This is a genomic window from Paraburkholderia sp. FT54, from assembly GCF_031585635.1.
Classification (GTDB): domain Bacteria; phylum Pseudomonadota; class Gammaproteobacteria; order Burkholderiales; family Burkholderiaceae; genus Paraburkholderia.
The window spans coordinates 2,571,787-2,588,891 of the sequence record NZ_CP134195.1; the positions used below are offsets into that span (position 1 = coordinate 2,571,787).

Genomic DNA, 17,105 nt, shown 5'->3' on the forward strand with positions numbered 1-17,105 from the left:
CGCCGGATGGCCGATTGGCGTGGCGGTCGGCATGACCGGGGATATGACCCCGCGTCTGTGATAACCCGCACATTCACGCGAATTGCAAACTGTTAGACTGGTTTTGACTAATCCGCCGGAGTCCAGCATGGCTGGCATCGTTCTCCGCGTTCCCGGGCTTTATCCGACCCGCCCAACGCACGCGCGGGCCGTGCATCCGTTACGCGCCGTATTGGCTGGCGCGTCCCGTCACCCGCTTACCGCGATGTCGCCATGTCCGCTCTCCTGCCTGCCTTTATGCCATCCGTCAGCGAACTGACCCTGAACGGCCTGCTCCCGCATCTGGTCCGGGAAGAGTCCGGCTGGACCGCGACGTGGCGCGCGCTGACTTTACACAGCGTGTTCCAGCCGGTGCTGTCGGTGACGCACCAGCGCGTGGTCGGCTATGAGGGGTTGCTGCGCGCCTTCGATCCAGTCGGGTTGCCGGTCTCGCCCGACGTGCTGTTTTCCGGCACCCGCTCGGCCGCTGACGCCCGCGAGCTCGACCGCATCGCGCGCTGCCTGCATGTGGCGAATTTCATGGAGCAAGGCATCAGCACCGGCTGGCTGTTTCTGAATACGCGTCCGCAGGTGTTCGAAACCGGCTGGCCGCAACGCGCTTTCATCGACGAACTGTCTGCGCACTTCGGTCTGCCGCAGGAGCGCATCGTGATCGAAGTGCTCGAGCAGCCTGCCGACGACGAATCCGCTGTCGCCAGCATGCTCGCCGCGTCGCAGCCGCGCGACTTCCTGATCGCGATCGACGACTTCGGCACCGGCTTCTCGAACTTCGACCGCGTATGGCGCTTCCGCCCCGACATCGTCAAACTCGACCGCTCGCTGGTCGCGCGCGCCGGTAAGCGCGAAGGCGATGACTCGATGATCGGCCATCTGGTCTCGATGCTGCATCAATCCGGCACGCTGGTGCTGGCCGAAGGCGTCGAAACCGACGAGGAGCTGATGATCCTGATGGAGGCCGACGTCGATTTCGTCCAGGGGTTCTGGCTCGGGCAACCGAAGAGTTCCGTGCAGGCGGCCTGCGCGAAAGTGCCGGCGGTGATCGAATCGATGTGGCGCAAGTTCGCCGACTACGAACGCGAGCACGCCGGCCACCAGCGGCTCGGTTTCGAAGGCTTTGCAGAAGCGGTGCTGGCCGCCGCCGAGACCTACAATGCCACCGGCGATCTGCGCCAGGCGGCGCAAAAGGTCTGGCATCTGCGCGAAGCACGCCGCGTGTTCATCACCGACGGACAGGGCGAGCAGACCCTACCCTCCGTCACGGCCGCCTCGGTGCCGCCGCCTCCGCTGCGGCTCGCGCCGCTCTATACCGATACGCGCAGCAACTGGTCGCGGCGGGCCTATTTCAAGCACGCGCTCGCCGCGCCGGGGCGCGTCGCGATGATGGGTCCGCATTATTCGCTCGCCGACGGTCAGGACTGCTACACCGCGGCCCTCGCCTTCGAGCATGACGGCACGCATGTGCTCTGCGTCGATTTCGTGCCGGCCGCCACGGCCACGGATGCGCGTCCCGCGGGACGCGGCAGCAAGCGCTAATCGTCCACCCGGCCGCGGCCGGATTTGATCTCGCTGCGTTTGGCCTTGCCGTCGAGGCGCCGCAGGTTCGACGCGCGCGTCGGCCGGGTTGCGACGCGCGGCTTGCGCGTTACGCTGACGCTTTCGATCAGTTCATCGAGCCGCGCCAACGCCGCCGCGCGATTCATCTCCTGGGTCCGATGCTCCTGCGCCTTGATGATGACGACGCCGTCGCGCGTGAGCCGATGATCGGACAGCGCGAGCAGGCGCATTTTCAACACTTCCGGCAACGACGAAGCCTGCACATCGAAGCGCAGATGAATGGCGCTCGAGACCTTGTTGACGTTCTGGCCGCCCGCCCCTTGCGCGCGCACTGCGGTCAGTTCGATTTCGTTCGGCGGGATCGGATAGCGGGAAGTCATGAGGCGAGCTTGCAATTGAAGGCATGAGTGTACACAGCGCGAGCCCGATTGCAGCCTACGGACTACCGGGCGCGGCGGCCAATGCGAAAAACTATTTGCGTCCGCGCGGCCAGTTCATCGATACTGCATTTTTCGCTTACAGCGTAAATTCAGATGAAACTCCGTCCAGGTTTTGTGCTGGAACTGGCCGTCAACTTTCTGTTGCCGTGGCTCGCCTACCGGCTTGCGCTGCCGCACCTGGGCGAGACCGGCGCGTTGATCGCGTCCGCCGTGCCGCCGATCGTGTGGAGCTTGATCGAGCTCGTGCGTTTTCGGCGCGTCGACGCGCTGAGCGTGATGGTGGTGGCCGGCATCGTGCTCTCGGTCGCGGCGATGGCGCTCGGCGGCAGTCCGCGCATGCTGCTGTTGCGCGAGTCGCTGGTGTCTGGTGCGGTCGGCGTGGTGTTTCTGCTCTCGTTGCCGATGCGTCGCCCACTGATCTTCTATCTCGCGCGCGCCACCGTCGCCCGCGAGACGGAAGGCGGCGCGGCGCGCTTCGAAGCGCTCTGGCAGGAGCGGCCCGCCCTCGTCACCGCGATGCGGCTGATGACGCTCGTGTGGGGCGTCGGCCTGACCGGTGAAACGGCGCTGCGTGCGTGGATGGCGCTTACGTGGCCGATCGAGCGCTTCCTGGTGGTCTCGCCGTTTATCGGTTACGGCATCTATGGCGGCCTCACGCTGTGGACGCTGTGGTATCGAAAGACCATGCGCGGGCGGGTCGAGGCGCGCGTGCGGCCGGGTGGCGCTGCTAGTTGAGCGGGTTCGGCGCTGAATGCGCGCCTGGACGGTCGCGGCAATCTGCCCATTTGCCGGTCTGCCCTCTGCCCTCTGCCCTCTGCCCTCTGCCCTCTGCCCTCTGCCCTCTGCCCTCTGCCCTCTGCCCCTTGCCGTTCTGCCGTTCTGCCGTTCTGCCGTTCTGCCGTTCTGCCGTTCTGCCGTTCTGCCGTTCTGCCGTTCTGCAGCTTAATTCGCGTGATCCGGCCGCGCGGCAGCCCCCGCCAGTCGCACATGCTACTCAGCGCCGCGCCACGCCTCCGCTATCCGCGCGGCTAACCCCGAGTCACGCTGTGTCGGCGTCGCGATGGCCTGCGCCAGCACGGCGCGCCCGCCGATCACTTCCACCCGTTCACGCGCGCGGGTGATCGCCGTGTACACCAGTTCACGCGACAACACCCGGCTGAATACCGACGGCAGCATCAGCACCGCATGCTCGAACTCCGAGCCCTGCGATTTGTGGACCGTGAGCGCGAACGCGGTGTCGTGCGGCGGAAGCGCTGCCGGCGATACCGCTCGCAAACCACCGTCGCCGGTCCGGAAATACACGCGCAACGCACCGCTCGCGCCCGGCAGCGCAATGCCGATATCGCCGTTGAAGAGACCAAGCGCGTAATCGTTGCGCGTCACCATGACCGGACGGCCGGCGAACCACGGCGCGCCCACTGCCAGCGTCACACCCGCCGCGCGCCGCACCTGCGCCGCCATCGCCGTATTCACCTGATCGACGCCGCGTGGCCCGGAGCGGGTCGCGCACAGAATGCGGAAACGGTTCAACGCGTCGAACAGCGGCAATGGGTCGGGCGTTTCGGCTGCTAGCGCTGCGGCAAGCGCCTCGGCGTAGGGCGCGAAACCGGCGGCGAGCCGCGCGACGGTGCGCTCGGCAAGCGTCGCGTGCGTATCCTCGTGAAGCGCCGCTGCGCACGTTTGCGAGGGATCGGTGCGCAGGACATCGAGCGCGGCGCTCGCCGAGCCGTTGCGAATCGCGAGCGACAGTCGGCCGATCGGCGACTCCAGGCCGAACCGGTAGTTGCGCTCGAGCCAGACGACGCAATCGGCGAGCGGGGTCTGCATGGGCGACGCGAGTGTCGGCGGCGGTACTGCGCTTTCGAAGAGGTCACCGAGGGGGGGTTCATCGAAAGCATCCGGCGAACCGGCATGTGCAAACTGGTCGTCGTCCGCCATGTTGGACCGCGCAAAAAAATCAGTGGGCTCCTTGTCGAAGCCCCGCGATGCGTCCGGCAATGCTTCAGTGAGCCGCGTTTCGTCGATGCCAAGCGCCTCGGCGATTTGCCGCAAACCACCTTGCGTAAAAGCCGGACGCGCGCTGAGTTCGGCAAACACCGCGCCGGCCTCGACGGCGGCGAGCTGGTCCTTGTCGCCGAGCATCACGAGACGCGTCTGCGGGGCGATGGCGTCGAGCAGATGCGCGCCCATGGCGACGTCGATCATCGACGCCTCGTCGATCACGACGACATCGTAAGGCAGCGGGTTGTCCCGATGATGCCGGAAACGTCCTCCCGGCCCGGAGCCGAGCAAACGATGCAAGGTGTACGACGTCTGCGGCAAACGTGTGGCGAGTTCCGGCGGCAAATCGCCGGCGCGCGCGAGCAAGGCCTCCTGCATGCGCTGCGCGGCCTTGCCAGTGGGCGCGGCGAGTGCGATCCGCAAATCCGCGCGCGCGTCGAGAAGGCAGGCCAGCACGCCGACCACAGTGGTGGTCTTGCCGGTGCCAGGCCCGCCGCTGACGATGGTGAGCTGTCCCGACAGCGCCATGACCGCCGCGACACGTTGCCAGTCGACTTCGTCGTCCTTCGGCGGACCGAAGTAGCGCAGCAGACGCTCGTGCAGTGTCTGGGCGTTGGTGTTAGCGCTCGTGTTACCGCTGGCGTCGGCGTCGGCGTCGGCATCGGCATCGGCATCGGCGTTGGCGTTGGCACCGGCCTTCGCACCGGCGTTCCCGCTAGCGTCCGAACTTGCTCCCGCGCGCGCGCCGACACCAGCAAACAATCCAGCCTCAGCACCGTCCTCCGCAGCATCACGCCCACGAGATTGAGCATCCACCGCTTGCTCGACGCCCTTTCCCGCCCCCGCATGCGCCACCAACGCGCGCGCAAGCCGCCGCTCGTAGTCGTAATAGCGAGCCAGATACAAGCGCCCTTGCCCATCGACCACCAGCGGCCGCAACGCCGCCGCGCTTTGCGAACCATCGCTCGCCATGCCGCTGGCGAGCAGCGCCGCGCGCACGTCGGCGCTCGATGCCGAGAAACGTCGCGCCAGCAACGCAAGCGGCACGCACACGTGCCCTTCAGCCGTCGCGCGGCTCGCGGCGAAGGCGCCGCGAGCCGCCCACCTGACCGCCTCCGCCGACGCTCCGCCGCGCCGCGCCAACGTGCCGATGCGGCGCGCAAAGCCTTCAGCGAGCGCGATGCTGAAATCGGCCGGCGCGGGCAAATGCACGCCGATGTCGTCGAGCTCAGGCAGCGCCGCCGATGCGCTCTGTTCGAACGTGCTCATGCGACACCCCCGATCATGGCCGCATCGAGCAATGCAACCAACTCGAACGCGGGCCGCCGCGCATGCACTCCCGCCGGTCCGTCTACGTCGCGCCAATGCGGACGCACGCCGCGCACGAACAGATACAGATAGCCGCCGATGTGCGTGTCGTACGAATAATCGCGCACCCGCGTTTTCAGATAACGATGCAGCGCGACCGTGTAAAGCAGCGCCTGCAGGTGATACGCGTGGCTCGCCATGGCCGCTTCGAGCGGCGCGGCGGCGTAGTCGGCGGCGGTGTCGCCCAGGTGGTTCGACTTCCAGTCGACGATCCAGAAACGGCCGTCGTACTCGACGATCATGTCGATAAATCCTTTGACGAACCCGCGCAACATGCCGGGTTCCAGTGCGACGTCGGGATAGCCGTGTTCGATCAGCAGTTCTCGCAACGCGGGAAAATCCAGCGACGGCGCGGCGAACAGAAACTCGAGCTCGTTCAGACGCCGGCGCGGATTCAGTTTGGCGAGCGTCATGCCGGGCCGCAGTTCGGTAGTGACCACGTCCCCGAGCAGGTTGTGCATCATGGCGGGCAGGCGTGCGGCGAGTTCAGGCACAGCTGGCGCCGGACGCTCGCGCAACGCACCGCGGATGGCGTCGGCCCACGTCTGCGGCTCGCTGAAATCAGCGAGTTCGAACATGCGATGCAGACAATCGCCCGCAGCGGCCCCGCGCGGAAACGCGAGGATGTCGTCTTCCGCGTAGGGGGGCGCCAGCGGCGCGGGCGCCGGCGCGACGACGAGCGCATCGGCAATCTCGTCGTGATCGGGCCGCACCTCTTCCGCCGGCGCGTGCATCTCTTCGGCTTTACTGCCGGCGGCGATCAGGCCGCTGAAACTCGCCATGCGCCATTGATCGCGCAACGGCCTGCGATTGGCGCGCGCCTGCATTCGCGCACTGCGGTCCTGAAGGCTTTCGAGCGGTACGCGGCGCGCCGGCCTGGGCAGCGCCTGCAACGTGATCGGCCCACCCGCCAGCGCTTGCCAACGCGCCGACAACGCAGCTTCGTCGGGCGGCTCGGCGAGCCAGTCGCCGAAATCATGGCCGCTGCCGGCCACAAGCCAGTTCAACACGCTGCGGCGCGACTCCCTGGTAGAGCGCGACGACAGATACGTGCCGGCAACCAGATAGCAGCGGTAGACGGCACGCGTCAACGCCACATAGACGAGCCGCGCCCGTTCCGCCGCCTGTTCGCGTACCGCGTAGCGCGACGCATGCTCGGCCTCTTCGTCGTCGCAACCGTAGTGCAGCACCGCATCGCCGGCCTCGTCGTGATACTCGCGCGCATCCGGCAAACCGGACGACGGCGGCTCGCGCAACCCGCCGTCGTTCAGGAACGGACAGAACACCACCGCATATTCGAGCCCTTTCGATTTGTGGACCGTGACGATCTGCACGAGGTTGCGATCGGACTCGAGCCGCAACTGCGCGTCTTCGCCACCGCCCTGGGTGCGTTGCGCGGCGAGCCAGCGCAAGGTCGGCGCAATACCGGGCTGCGTTGCGGCGCGCGCCTGCACGAGTTCGGCCAGATGGTTCACGTTCGTTAGACGCCGTTCGCCGTCCGCCGCGGCAACCAGCCGTTGCGCGACGCGCAGCTCACGCATCAGCGTGCGCCACATCACCGCGAAGCCGCGTTCATGCCACAGCGTGCGGTAACGCGAAAAACGTTCGACCCAACCCATCGCATCGGCGGCGTGCGTGGGATCGTCGGCGACCGATGGAGCGTCGGCGACCTGCTCGAGACGCCACAGCGCAGCGGCGTCGAGACCCAGCCAATCCGTTGCCAGCGCGGCGCGCAGACGGCGCAGATCGCCGGGCGTATCGACGGCGGCCAGCACGCGTTCGATCTGCTCGGCGTCGAGCGTCGCAAATACCGACGCCTGCGCCAGCTCCACGCTGCCGACGCCCCACGCGGCCAGCACGCGTTTGATCAGACTGCCCTGCTTATGCGTTTGCACCAGCACCGCGATGTTGCCCGGCGCGAGCGGCGCGTCGCCGATCGTCACCGAACCTTCGCGCGCGCCGCGCAGCAGCCGCACGATCTCGGCGGCGCACGCTTCGCTCGCTTCGCGCTGCGCCTCGCGTTTGGTCAACGCGGCGTCGCCTTGCGGCAAGCTCCAGATACGGAAGTCGCCGTCGCTCGCCTCTTGATCGGCGAACGGCGGTCTGCGCCGTTCGCCCGCCCGCACCGGCTGATAGTCGAGGCCATCCAGCACGAACGCTTGCGGGTTGGCTTCGAAGAGCCGGTTGCACGCCTCGACGATGGGCGCGGTCGAGCGCTGATTGACGGCCAGCGTGTAGCACGCGGATGCCGCCTCACGCGCCGCCAGATAGGTATGCAAATCGGCCGCGCGGAAACTGTAGATCGCCTGCTTCGGATCGCCGACCAGAAAGAGCGGACCGGCCGGCGCGAAAATGCGGCTGAAGATCGCGAACTGCAGTGGATCGGTGTCCTGAAACTCGTCGATCAGCGCTGCGGGATAGCGCGTGCGCAACGCATCGGCCAGCCACGGATGCGCGGCGAGTGCGCGGTACAGATTGGACAGCAGATCGTCGAACGACACCACGCGGCGCGTGCGCTTGCGCGCCACCAGTTCAGCGGGCGCGTAGTCGAGCCAGCTTTGCACGAGCGAGAGCCAGCGCGCGCGTTGCGCGGCTTCGGCCGCGACCACGGCCGCCGCCAGCGCTTCGGCGTGTTCGAAGAACGCATGTTCGGGCGGCTCGAACTTGACCTTGGTAGCCTTCTTCAACGCCGAAGCCGTCAGCTTCAACGCGGTCTTCGGCGGCGGCGCATGGCAGTCGCCTTGCGCGAAGTACTCTGTCCATGCAGCGATGGCGGCGCTCACGTGATCGGGCTTATGCGACGTCTTGCTCAGGCGGTCTTGCGCGGCGCCCAACAAACCGACGATCGCGTCGCGCTCCGCATGCCAGAGGTCGTGCGCGGCGTCGAAACCGGCTTGCGGATCACCGCCAATGCCGCTTGCGTCGACCTTGCCCCAGCGCAACTGCGCCAAGGGTTTCTTCAGACGCCGCGCGAGTTGTTCGTCGAGTGAAGCGGGACCGGCGCGTTTGGCTACCAGCCAAGCGGCGAACGCAGGATGCGCATGCGCCGCCGGTTCGACCTGCTCACGCCAGAAGTCAGCCGCCATTTCGAAGCGCAAGGCCGCGTCGTCGGCTTCCATTTCGAAGGCGAACGGCATGGCGGCGGCGAACGGCGCCTCCTGCAACGCGCGCTGACAGAATGCGTGGATGGTGTGGATCGCCGCCTGATCGAAGGTGCGTAGCGCGCGCCGCACCACTTTCAAAGCGTCCTCGCGCTCGATGCCGCGCTGCGGCGCCAGCGTCGTTTCAAACAGACGGCGAATGAACGGATCGCCGCCGTCGTCATCCATTTCGATCGCGCGATGCAGTTCGGCGAGACGCCCGCGAATGCGCTCGTGCAATTCCGCGGTCGCCGCCTTCGTGAACGTGACGACGAGAATCTGGTCCGCGTTCAGGTTCTTTTCGAGTAGCAGCCGCACGTACAAAGCACAGATGTTCCAGGTCTTGCCGGTGCCCGCCGACGCCTCGATCTGATTCACGCCATCGAGCGAACAGGCGAAGACGTCGAGCTCTTCGGCGACCAGCGCGTGACTCTTCATGACGCCGCTCATGACGCGCTCCGCAGATGTTGCATGAGTGGTTTGAACACAATCGCGGCGAGGCTGCCGAACGGCTCGTCGAGCGTGAGCGGCGTGCCGCGCCATGCGATGCGCAAGGCGGGGTCGTCGGACTCGCCGCGCACACGGTCGTTGATCCAGACACCTTGTGCGGCCGAATCGCTTTCGCTGACCTTGGTCCACGCGCTTTTCGGGAAAAAGCGCAGCGGCAACATGCGGCCTGCCTTGAACAAGGCGGCGAGCGGCGCCAGTTCGTCGAGCGGCGCAGCGACTGGCGTGAGTTCGAAACTCTCGCCGCTGCCATGCCATACGGTACGGCGCGGGCCGTTCGGCTGCGCGGCGCAATAGACCAGATGTGCGAGCCATGCCGACAGATAGTCGCGTGCGGTAGGTTTGGCGTAGCGGAAAATCACTTGTCCTGTTTCGGCGAGCAGATTCAGACTGCCGTGCAGTTGCAGCGGCGTTTCGGCGGCTTGGCGGAGTTGCATGTCATGCGGGCCGAACAGCGCACCGGCAAGCGCGTCGCTCCCGGGCCAGCGCGGCGCAATGTCGAGCACGAACGGCAAGCGCTCGACACCCGAGGCGACCTCCCGGCGCACGCTGTCGGCGAGCTGGCGCAACGCGCCGAGCTCACGCGCGCGCCACACCGCGCCGGTCGCGCCGCCCGGCAATTCCGGGCTCGCTGCCGCCACGCGGCGCACGCGTTCGAACATGACGTCGCCGTCCGTATCGACGTCGAGCAGCACAGGCAAAAGACGGTCCGCCAATGCATCGCGCCCCGCGTAGTCCAGGTCGAACGGCTCGGTGTCGAGCAATTCGCCTTGTGCTTCCGACAGCACGATACCCAAACGGTCGCGCAACAGTGCCCGCGCCGGATGACGCCAGAAACGCACGAATTCGTCGAAGGCAATCGGCGCCGGGTCTTCCGGCGGCAACGGTCGATCGAAGAACGGCGCCACAGCGGCGTGCGTGGGCGCGGCCAGCAATGTGGCCAGCTCGGCGCGATCCGCGTCGTAGCTGAATAGTTCGGATTGCGACGAGAAATAGTCAGATGCAAACGCCTGCAACGGATGATCGACGATAAACGCATGCCGCGCGCTCTCGACTTCGGCTGGACTCGCGCCCTCGCCCGCCGACACCTGCGCGAGATGGTCGAGCAATTCATCGACCAGCGCGGCCGGCGGCAACGGCGCGTTGTCGCGAATACTGCGGCCGGTATAGGCGATGAAGAGACGCTCGCGTGCGGCGAGCAGCAGATCGAGGAACAGATTGCGTTCGTCGTCGCGCCGCTGGCGGTCGCCGGCTTTGCCGAACGCGGCCATCAGATCGAATTCGTCGGCGCGCGCGAGACTCGGCAACACGCCGTCGTCCATGCCGAGCAGACAGACGACGCGATACGGCAAGCCGCGCAAACTGGTCAGCGACGAAAACGTCACGCTGCCCCAGGGCACGCCGCCGCGCGCGGGGTCGTCGAGCGCTTCGGTGAGCGCGCCGCGCACCACCGCGGCGGGCATCGCGACCTCCTGCGCGCCGGCTCGCATCGCGTCGCCCATCTTGTCGATCGCGTCGCGCACGGCGGCGAGCGAATCGGCGAACTCGACCCCGCCGTCGAAACACTGCGCGAGCGTTTCGAGCAGCAGTTGCGTCCATTGCGCGGGCGTGCGTTCAATCGCGCAATTCGCCGCGAAACTGTCGATGTCGTCGACGAAACGCGAGAGGCGGCCGAGCAATTCCGCATCCGAGCCGTCCGCGCCTTCGACCGGCAGCCAGGCATCGACCGGCTCGCCGCCGTCCGGCATCGCGTAGCCGAGGTACAGACGCGTAAGCGCGTCCGCGAACGTATGACGGGCAATCGGCACGTGTTCGCCGGTCGGCTCGACCGGCGCGAGTCCGCGACGCGCCCCGGCCGCGGCCAGCCATTCCTGCGCGGCTTCGAGCGAGCTCGCGTCGATCCCGTAACGTACGGCAATCGCGTCGACGCGCAGCCACTCGATCAGATCCGGCGCGCCCACGCTACGCTCGGGCAAACCCAGCCAGTCGAGCAGCAAACGCGCAACCGGATTGGCCTGCGATGGCGGCAAGCCGGTGATCCGATACGGAATGCGGCGCGTGTCGCCAGGCGGCGTGGTGCCGAACACGGCGTCGATCAAGGGCCCGGCCGCTGCGAGGTCCGACACCGCGACCAGCACGTCGGACGGCTGCAGATCGTCGAACTCGTCGAACCAGCCGAGCAGGCGATCGTGCAGCACTTCGAGCTGCCGCGACAGGCTGTGGCACACATGAACTTCGATGCCGCGCTCGATCGGCAGTTCGTCGGTGTCGGTCTCATCGCGCAGATCGAGGATGCCGTTCTGCACGGCGGCAAGCCAGCTCGGTTGCGGATTCTCGGTGAAGTCGCCGGTCTCGGCGGAAGCCGCGCTCTCGGTTAATTCGTGCAGCATGTGCAACTGCGCCTGGGTCTGGCGGCCCCACTCGGCGAGCAGCGGATGGCCGACTTCCTGATAGTCGAGTTGGCCGGCGGCGTCGAGCGCCTGGACACGTCCCTCGCTGACGACGTCGAACCAGAACTCGCGGCACGGATTCATCACATAGAGACGCACGTCGACCCAGCGCGAGAGCGCGCGCAGCAACGCCACGTGCAACGGCGGCATGGTCGGCAGCGCGAACACGCTGACCGCTTCGGGCCACTGTGCGTTCGAGATCGCCTCCAGATCGAGCGTGCCGATTTCGTCCAGAAAACGGTAAGCGGGCGGCAATGCGGCGGCGGGCGTTTGCGCGTCGCCCGACAATTCCGCGAGCACCGCGCGCCACAATGCCGCTTGCCAGCGCTCGTCCTCGCGCGCCGCCTCGCTCGCGCCGACAAGGTGCGGACCGGTGTCGTCGGCCGCACCGCTCGCGAAGATCGAGCCGCCCTTCTGCCATTGCTGCAGCCATTCCGGACGATAGGTCAGATAGTGGTCGAGCACGGTCGCCACGCGCCGCGCAAGTTCATAGCGCATCGACGCGTCCGCGGCGTCGAGATACGTGCGCAGACGGGGCGACGCATTCCAGGGCAGCGTTTCGTCCACCTCGCCCAGCAGCCGGTAGCAACGCCACACGAGCCGGTCCGGCGCGAACGGCGAATGCTTCGGCACTCTGATCACGCCGCCGATCTGCGCCCACAGCCATTGCGCGAGATAACCAAAGTCGACATTCGCACAGATGCCCTGGCGCGCGGCGATATCGAGCTCGAGCCGGCGTCGCACCGCCGCGCTCGGGACGATCACGGGCTGCGCGGCCCAGGGATCGGACGGCGCTTGTGCCAGGTCGTCGAGCAACGCGCCGACAAGGGTTTCGTAGCGATTCGAGTAGAAGAGCTGGAGCATGGATCCCGAGGCTTTTGTGCGGCACGGGCGGAACGCCCAGGCCGCGACAGACATTGAAGCGACAGCATAACAAACGCATCCCCAGGGCAGAACCTGGCCGAACGGACGAGGTCAGATAGGCCATAAAATCAGTTAGACTCGACGGCAGTTTGGGTCTGCCCCTTCAACCGCGGTTTTCTCAGTGAATGGAATCCAGGCAGTCGATGCGCTATTCGGTTGAAATAAAAAAATTCCTCTACAGCCAGTACTTTTATGGCGGCCTGCGCATCGCAGTCGGCGTGTCGTTACCGGCGGTACTGTGTCTGATCGTGTTTCACGATCGCGACCTCGGCTTCACGATCGCCACCGGCGCGCTCGGCGCGTGCGTGGTCGACATGCCCGGCCCGCTCAAGTACAAGCACAACGAAATGCTGGCGTGCACGGTGATCGGCTTCCTGTCCGCGCTCGCCACCGGGCTCGCCACGGTGAACGCGGTAGCGCTGTGGTGTACGGTCGTGCCGCTCACCTTCCTGCTGTCACTGATCGTCGTGTACGGCAATCGCTGGCCACAGATCAGCTTTGCCACGCTGTTCATGATGATCATGACGCTGGAAGATCGCTTCACACCAATGCAGGCGCTCGTCAATGCATCGTGGATTCTGGTGGGCGGACTCTGGTACACCTACTGGTCGACCTTCGTGAGCCGCTGGATGATGCATCGCATCGAACAGCAGGCGCTGGCCGAAAGCGTGTTCGCGTGCGCCGACTATCTGCTGGCGCGCGCCGAGTTCTACGACCTCGATAACGATCTCGACGAGTGTTATCGCAATCTGGTCGACAAGCAGATCACCGCGGTGGATCGTCAGGACGCCGCGCGCGACATCGTGCTGCGCAACCTGCCTAAGTTCAAGAGCGGCAAGCTCGAACCGCGCCGCGCCATGCTGTTCAACCTGTTTATCAACACGGTCGATCTGCACGAACTGTTCGTCGGCGCGCATACCGATTACCCGCTGGTGCGCAACACGTTCGGCGGCTCCGATCTGCTGGTGTTCTACCGCGATCTGATTCGCAAGGCGGCCGCCGATCTGGAGGAGATCGGGCTGGCGGTGCTGCAGAACCATGCGCCGCGCTCGCGCGTGAATGTCAAAGCGGAATTGCGCGCCATCGAGTTCGAAATCGATCTGATGCGCAAGCAGGGTCTGCCGGCAAAAAACCACGAGGCTTACTCGGCGATCTCGTCGACTTTCCGGCGGGTCTGGAGCGCCACGCGTCTGATCGACAAGATGCGCAGGAGCCTCTCGAGCGACCCCAGCACGACCGAGACCGAACTGCGCCTCGACCAGGCGCTGACGCGTTTCGTGTCGAGCCGCCGCGTGCCGTTCGGGCAAATCTTCTCGAACCTGACGATGGCGTCGCCGAGCTTCCGTCATGCGTTGCGCGTGACGATCGCCGTCGCCGTGGGTTTCTGGCTCGGGCGCCTGTTGCCGCTCACCAACGCCTACTGGATTGTGATGACCACCGTCATCATTCTGAAGCCCGGTTACTCGCTCACCAAGCAGCGCAACGGACAGCGGATCGTCGGTACGCTGATCGGCTGCGCGGCAAGCATCGCGCTGATGATCTTCGTCAAGGAACCGCACATCCTGCTGGTGGTGATGTTCGCGTCGATGGTGATGAGCTACAGCCTGCTGCTGTTCAATTACACGGCGAGCGTGGTGTTCACCTCGTCGTATGTGCTGCTGATGTTCCATCTGCTCGCGCCGGGCAGCATGCGCATCATCGGCGAACGCGCGATCGACACCGTGGTGGGCTGCGCGATCGCGATCGCGGCGAGCCACCTGTTCCCGTACTGGGAATATCGTTTGATGGGCAAGCTCGTCAATAACATGATCAATGCGACGCGCCAGTATCTGGAAGCAAGCTGGTGGTGGAGCGGCAAGCCGGCCGCCGCGGTGGTGGCCACGGTCACCGAGGCCGGCGCGCGTGCGCCGGCGGCCGCGATGGCCGATCCGGCGATCGACTTCGGCAAACCGGTGCTGGCGGCGGCTGGTGACGGCGCACGCGGTGGCGCAGGTGGCGGTGCAGGCGGTGGTGCAAGCGGCGGTGCGCGCGCTGGCGCAAACGGCGCTTCAGACAGTGGTGCAGGCGGCGTGGCGAGCACCCTCGCTACCGGCGCAGCAACAAAACCGATTGCCGACGCCGGCGCCAGTGCGGGTACGACGACGGTCAGCAACCCGACCGCGAAGCCTTCGGGCGCCTCCGCTGCCGCCGCAGCCGCGGCGACTGCGCTCGATCGCGACTACCGCTACCGGCTCGCCCGCAAGAATGTTCACGTGGCGTTCGCCAATCTCGGCCAGGCATTTCAGCGCATGATGCTCGAACCGAAGTCCGCGCAGAAGTTCGTGCCGGAATTGAACGGCCTGCTGGTGCGCAGCCACGTGCTCGCCTCGCAGATCACCGCGGCGGCGCCGCTCTTGCGCACCTCGGCGCAACAGCAGGTGGACGGCGTCTCGCTACAGCCGCTGCAACGCGCGTTGAGCGTCGTGCGCGACAATCTCACTGAAGCGGAAACCGGCACCGCGCCAGCCGCCGATCAGAACGACCAGATCAAACTGCTGAGCCGCGAACTGGATGCGATGGTGGTCGAAACGGAGAAGTCGCCGGACTATTCGGTGGATGCCGTGCATGACATGAAATTGCTTGTTCACCAATGCAAGCAGATGCTGTCGGCGGCAACGCAGATTCGCAAGGATGCGAGCGTGATTCGCCTTCCGGACGAGTGACAGGACGTGTGCCGAGATCGCGCCAGGGTGTGGTCGGCGGCCCGTTTCAGCTTTTGGATGCGCCGCGGTCTTTCTGCGTTGTGATGAGCGTCGCTGGGAGTCGAGCGCGACGCTACCAGGCCGATGTTCGCGTCGCCTTACTGAGCCGCGCCGCTCGCCGGCTTCGCGGCGTTAGCCGCTGCCGCCGCCTCCGATGAAATCGACGGCGCCGGTGCATTCTGGCTGTCGAAATCGCGCTTTTCCTTGATGGCGTTATAGAAGAGCGTGGCGATCACCAGCAGTACCGCAACCACGATGAAGACAGCAATGCCAAAGGTCGGGTTCTTCTTGCGCGGCGGTTTGTTCATGAGGCGGGCTCGGTTCGCGAGGCAGTCGCGGATGGTGTCTGGGGAAGGCGGCATTCTACGCCCAGTGAGCTTGCACACGGCTTGCAGTAGACGGGCCCAGCGGCGCGTACGTGCGGGGCTGCCACAACGTTTCGCCAGCGAACCAGGCGTGTTGCACGGCCCGCCATCTGAAGAACAGCAAGCGACGCACCTGCCGCCTTTGGCATCTACCTCACCATGGCGGGCCTGACCGGCAGCGCCGTCGAATACTTGATCTGCTCCATCGCAAAACTCGAACTCACGTCGAAGAGCGGCACCGCGGCGATCAGCAGCTTGTAGACGCGGTCGTAGTCGTCGATGTCGGACACCACCACGCGCAGCAGGTAATCGGTTTCACCGCTCATCCGGTACACCTCCACCACTTCCGGAATGTCCCGCACCGCACGCGTGAAGGTTTGTGCCCACTCCTCCGTGTGCTGATTGGTGCGCACCGCGACGAACACGGTCGTGCCCACCCCGAGTTTGCGCGCGTCGCAAAGTGCGACCTGCGCGCGGATCACGCCCGCCTCCTTCAGGCGCTGCAGCCGCTTCCAGCAAGGCGTTTGCGACAGATTCACGCGTTGCGCCAGTTCGGCGATCGGCATGGTCGCGTCCTCCTGCAGCAACTCCAGCAGCTTACGGTCGATGATATCCATTCCCACCATGACACTCCCATAGGAAATTATTCTACTTTTCAGATTCCAAGGGGAATTATATGGAAACTCTTTCTCCGCTCAAACCGGTATAAATATCGCTATCCGAAAACAGCCGATAAGCAGCCCGCCGCTGCCCAACCATCATGAGCCAAGACCTCCGTCCAGCTTCCCTCGAACGTCTCCCAGTCCAACGCGCGCAGCCCGCCAGAACGGCTCAGGCGGCCTCGCGCGAAGAGGGGGACAGGTTGTTGCGCGCCGGACGCAATGCGCCGCTCACGTGCCTGTGCGATGCCCTGGACGCGATATTCGAAGCCTGCGCGCATTTTCCCGAACCGTCGGATTCGACGTTCTTCGCGCGCAGCATGCGCATCGCGCTCGCCAACGCGGCCGCGAGCCCCGATTTGCTGACGGCGGCGCAGCGCGAGGGATCGGTCGAGACGTACCGGCGCCATCTGCTGGCTGCCGATCCGCGCGGACGTTATGCAATCGCCGCGCTCGTGTGGCTGCCGCAACAGGCAAGCCCCGTGCATGCGCATCACACGTGGTGTGGCTACGCGGTGCTGGATGGCACGCTGAGCGAAACGATATTCGAATGGAACGGCGCGCAGCATTGTGCGAGCGCCACGCGTACGCAAGCGCGCAGCGCGGGCGCGGTGTCGTTCGTGCGAGGCGGCCGTGGCGGGATTCATCAGTTGGGTAATCGCAGCGATTCACCTGCCGTCTCGCTGCATATTTACGGTGTCGCGGGCGCGCAAATCGCGACGCACGTCAACGACATCGTGCGCGCGGCGGATGCCCAAGCGCTGGCCTGAAAACGACACAGGGCACGGACGCCCGCCTACGGCGTCTGGCGAACTTCGTGATGCGCAAGCCAAGTGCGCCTCGCCCACTGACTGAAACTCACGTATAGCCCGAGGCGCAACACCTCGAAACAAGCCCGGCATCCAGATGTGACGCGT

10 protein-coding genes are annotated in these 17,105 nt (G+C 66.0%); 4 read left to right on the forward strand and 6 right to left on the reverse strand.

Going from position 1 to position 17,105, the window contains the following annotated elements:
• Positions 1–252: 252 nt before the first annotated feature.
• Positions 253–1,572, forward strand: a complete 1,320-nt coding sequence (locus tag RI103_RS11985; protein WP_310812227.1) for an EAL domain-containing protein — start codon at positions 253–255, stop codon at positions 1,570–1,572.
• Here RI103_RS11985 and arfB read toward each other — a convergent pair.
• Complete coding sequence (gene arfB, locus RI103_RS11990; protein ID WP_012432640.1) at positions 1,569–1,973, reverse strand: alternative ribosome rescue aminoacyl-tRNA hydrolase ArfB; 405 nt, start codon at positions 1,971–1,973, stop codon at positions 1,569–1,571. The two genes, RI103_RS11985 and arfB, sit on opposite strands and share 4 nt — an antisense overlap.
• Before the next feature lie 153 nt (positions 1,974–2,126).
• On the opposite strand from arfB, the gene RI103_RS11995 reads away from it, so the two are divergent.
• Positions 2,127–2,768 carry a VC0807 family protein gene (locus RI103_RS11995; RefSeq protein ID WP_310812228.1) on the forward strand — a complete coding sequence of 214 codons (642 nt, stop codon included), beginning with the start codon at positions 2,127–2,129 and terminating at the stop codon, positions 2,766–2,768.
• Between the two features lie 255 nt (positions 2,769–3,023).
• Here RI103_RS11995 and RI103_RS12000 read toward each other — a convergent pair whose 3' ends face one another.
• Genes RI103_RS12000 through recC form a run of 3 tightly spaced genes read right to left on the reverse strand, consistent with a single transcriptional unit; the run spans position 3,024 to position 12,363 of the window.
• Positions 3,024–5,303, reverse strand: a complete 2,280-nt coding sequence (locus RI103_RS12000; protein ID WP_310812229.1) for an AAA family ATPase — start codon at positions 5,301–5,303, stop codon at positions 3,024–3,026.
• Positions 5,300–8,992 carry an exodeoxyribonuclease V subunit beta gene (gene recB, locus RI103_RS12005; protein ID WP_310812230.1) on the reverse strand — a complete coding sequence of 1,231 codons (3,693 nt, stop codon included), beginning with the start codon at positions 8,990–8,992 and terminating at the stop codon, positions 5,300–5,302. The genes RI103_RS12000 and recB overlap by 4 nt, the downstream gene beginning before the upstream one ends.
• Positions 8,989–12,363 carry an exodeoxyribonuclease V subunit gamma gene (gene recC / locus RI103_RS12010; protein WP_310812231.1) on the reverse strand — a complete coding sequence of 1,125 codons (3,375 nt, stop codon included), beginning with the start codon at positions 12,361–12,363 and terminating at the stop codon, positions 8,989–8,991. The genes recB and recC overlap by 4 nt, the downstream gene beginning before the upstream one ends.
• A gap of 203 nt (positions 12,364–12,566) precedes the next feature.
• Between recC and RI103_RS12015 the strand changes: the two genes are divergently transcribed.
• Positions 12,567–15,125, forward strand: a complete 2,559-nt coding sequence (locus RI103_RS12015; protein WP_310815225.1) for an FUSC family membrane protein — start codon at positions 12,567–12,569, stop codon at positions 15,123–15,125.
• Positions 15,126–15,262: 137 nt separating this feature from the next.
• Here the strand turns inward: RI103_RS12015 and RI103_RS12020 are convergent, their stop codons facing one another.
• Complete coding sequence (locus RI103_RS12020; protein ID WP_310812232.1) at positions 15,263–15,472, reverse strand: hypothetical protein; 210 nt, start codon at positions 15,470–15,472, stop codon at positions 15,263–15,265.
• A 206-nt stretch (positions 15,473–15,678) separates the two neighbouring features.
• Positions 15,679–16,152 carry an Lrp/AsnC family transcriptional regulator gene (locus RI103_RS12025; protein WP_310815226.1) on the reverse strand — a complete coding sequence of 158 codons (474 nt, stop codon included), beginning with the start codon at positions 16,150–16,152 and terminating at the stop codon, positions 15,679–15,681.
• 137 nt (positions 16,153–16,289) lie between these two features.
• On the opposite strand from RI103_RS12025, the gene RI103_RS12030 reads away from it, so the two are divergent.
• A complete protein-coding gene (locus RI103_RS12030) occupies positions 16,290–16,958 on the forward strand; it encodes a cysteine dioxygenase family protein (protein ID WP_310812233.1) in 669 nt (222 codons plus the stop codon).
• Positions 16,959–17,105: the final 147 nt, after the last annotated feature.

Coding starts and splice junctions, on each gene's coding strand:
- RI103_RS11985 (WP_310812227.1), top strand. CDS start 253: ATGTCCGCTCTCCTGCCTGCCTTTATGCCATCCGTCAGCGAACTGACC.
- arfB (WP_012432640.1), bottom strand. CDS start 1,973: ATGACTTCCCGCTATCCGATCCCGCCGAACGAAATCGAACTGACCGCA.
- RI103_RS11995 (WP_310812228.1), top strand. CDS start 2,127: ATGAAACTCCGTCCAGGTTTTGTGCTGGAACTGGCCGTCAACTTTCTG.
- RI103_RS12000 (WP_310812229.1), bottom strand. CDS start 5,303: ATGAGCACGTTCGAACAGAGCGCATCGGCGGCGCTGCCTGAGCTCGAC.
- recB (WP_310812230.1), bottom strand. CDS start 8,992: ATGAGCGGCGTCATGAAGAGTCACGCGCTGGTCGCCGAAGAGCTCGAC.
- recC (WP_310812231.1), bottom strand. CDS start 12,363: ATGCTCCAGCTCTTCTACTCGAATCGCTACGAAACCCTTGTCGGCGCG.
- RI103_RS12015 (WP_310815225.1), top strand. CDS start 12,567: ATGCGCTATTCGGTTGAAATAAAAAAATTCCTCTACAGCCAGTACTTT.
- RI103_RS12020 (WP_310812232.1), bottom strand. CDS start 15,472: ATGAACAAACCGCCGCGCAAGAAGAACCCGACCTTTGGCATTGCTGTC.
- RI103_RS12030 (WP_310812233.1), top strand. CDS start 16,290: ATGAGCCAAGACCTCCGTCCAGCTTCCCTCGAACGTCTCCCAGTCCAA.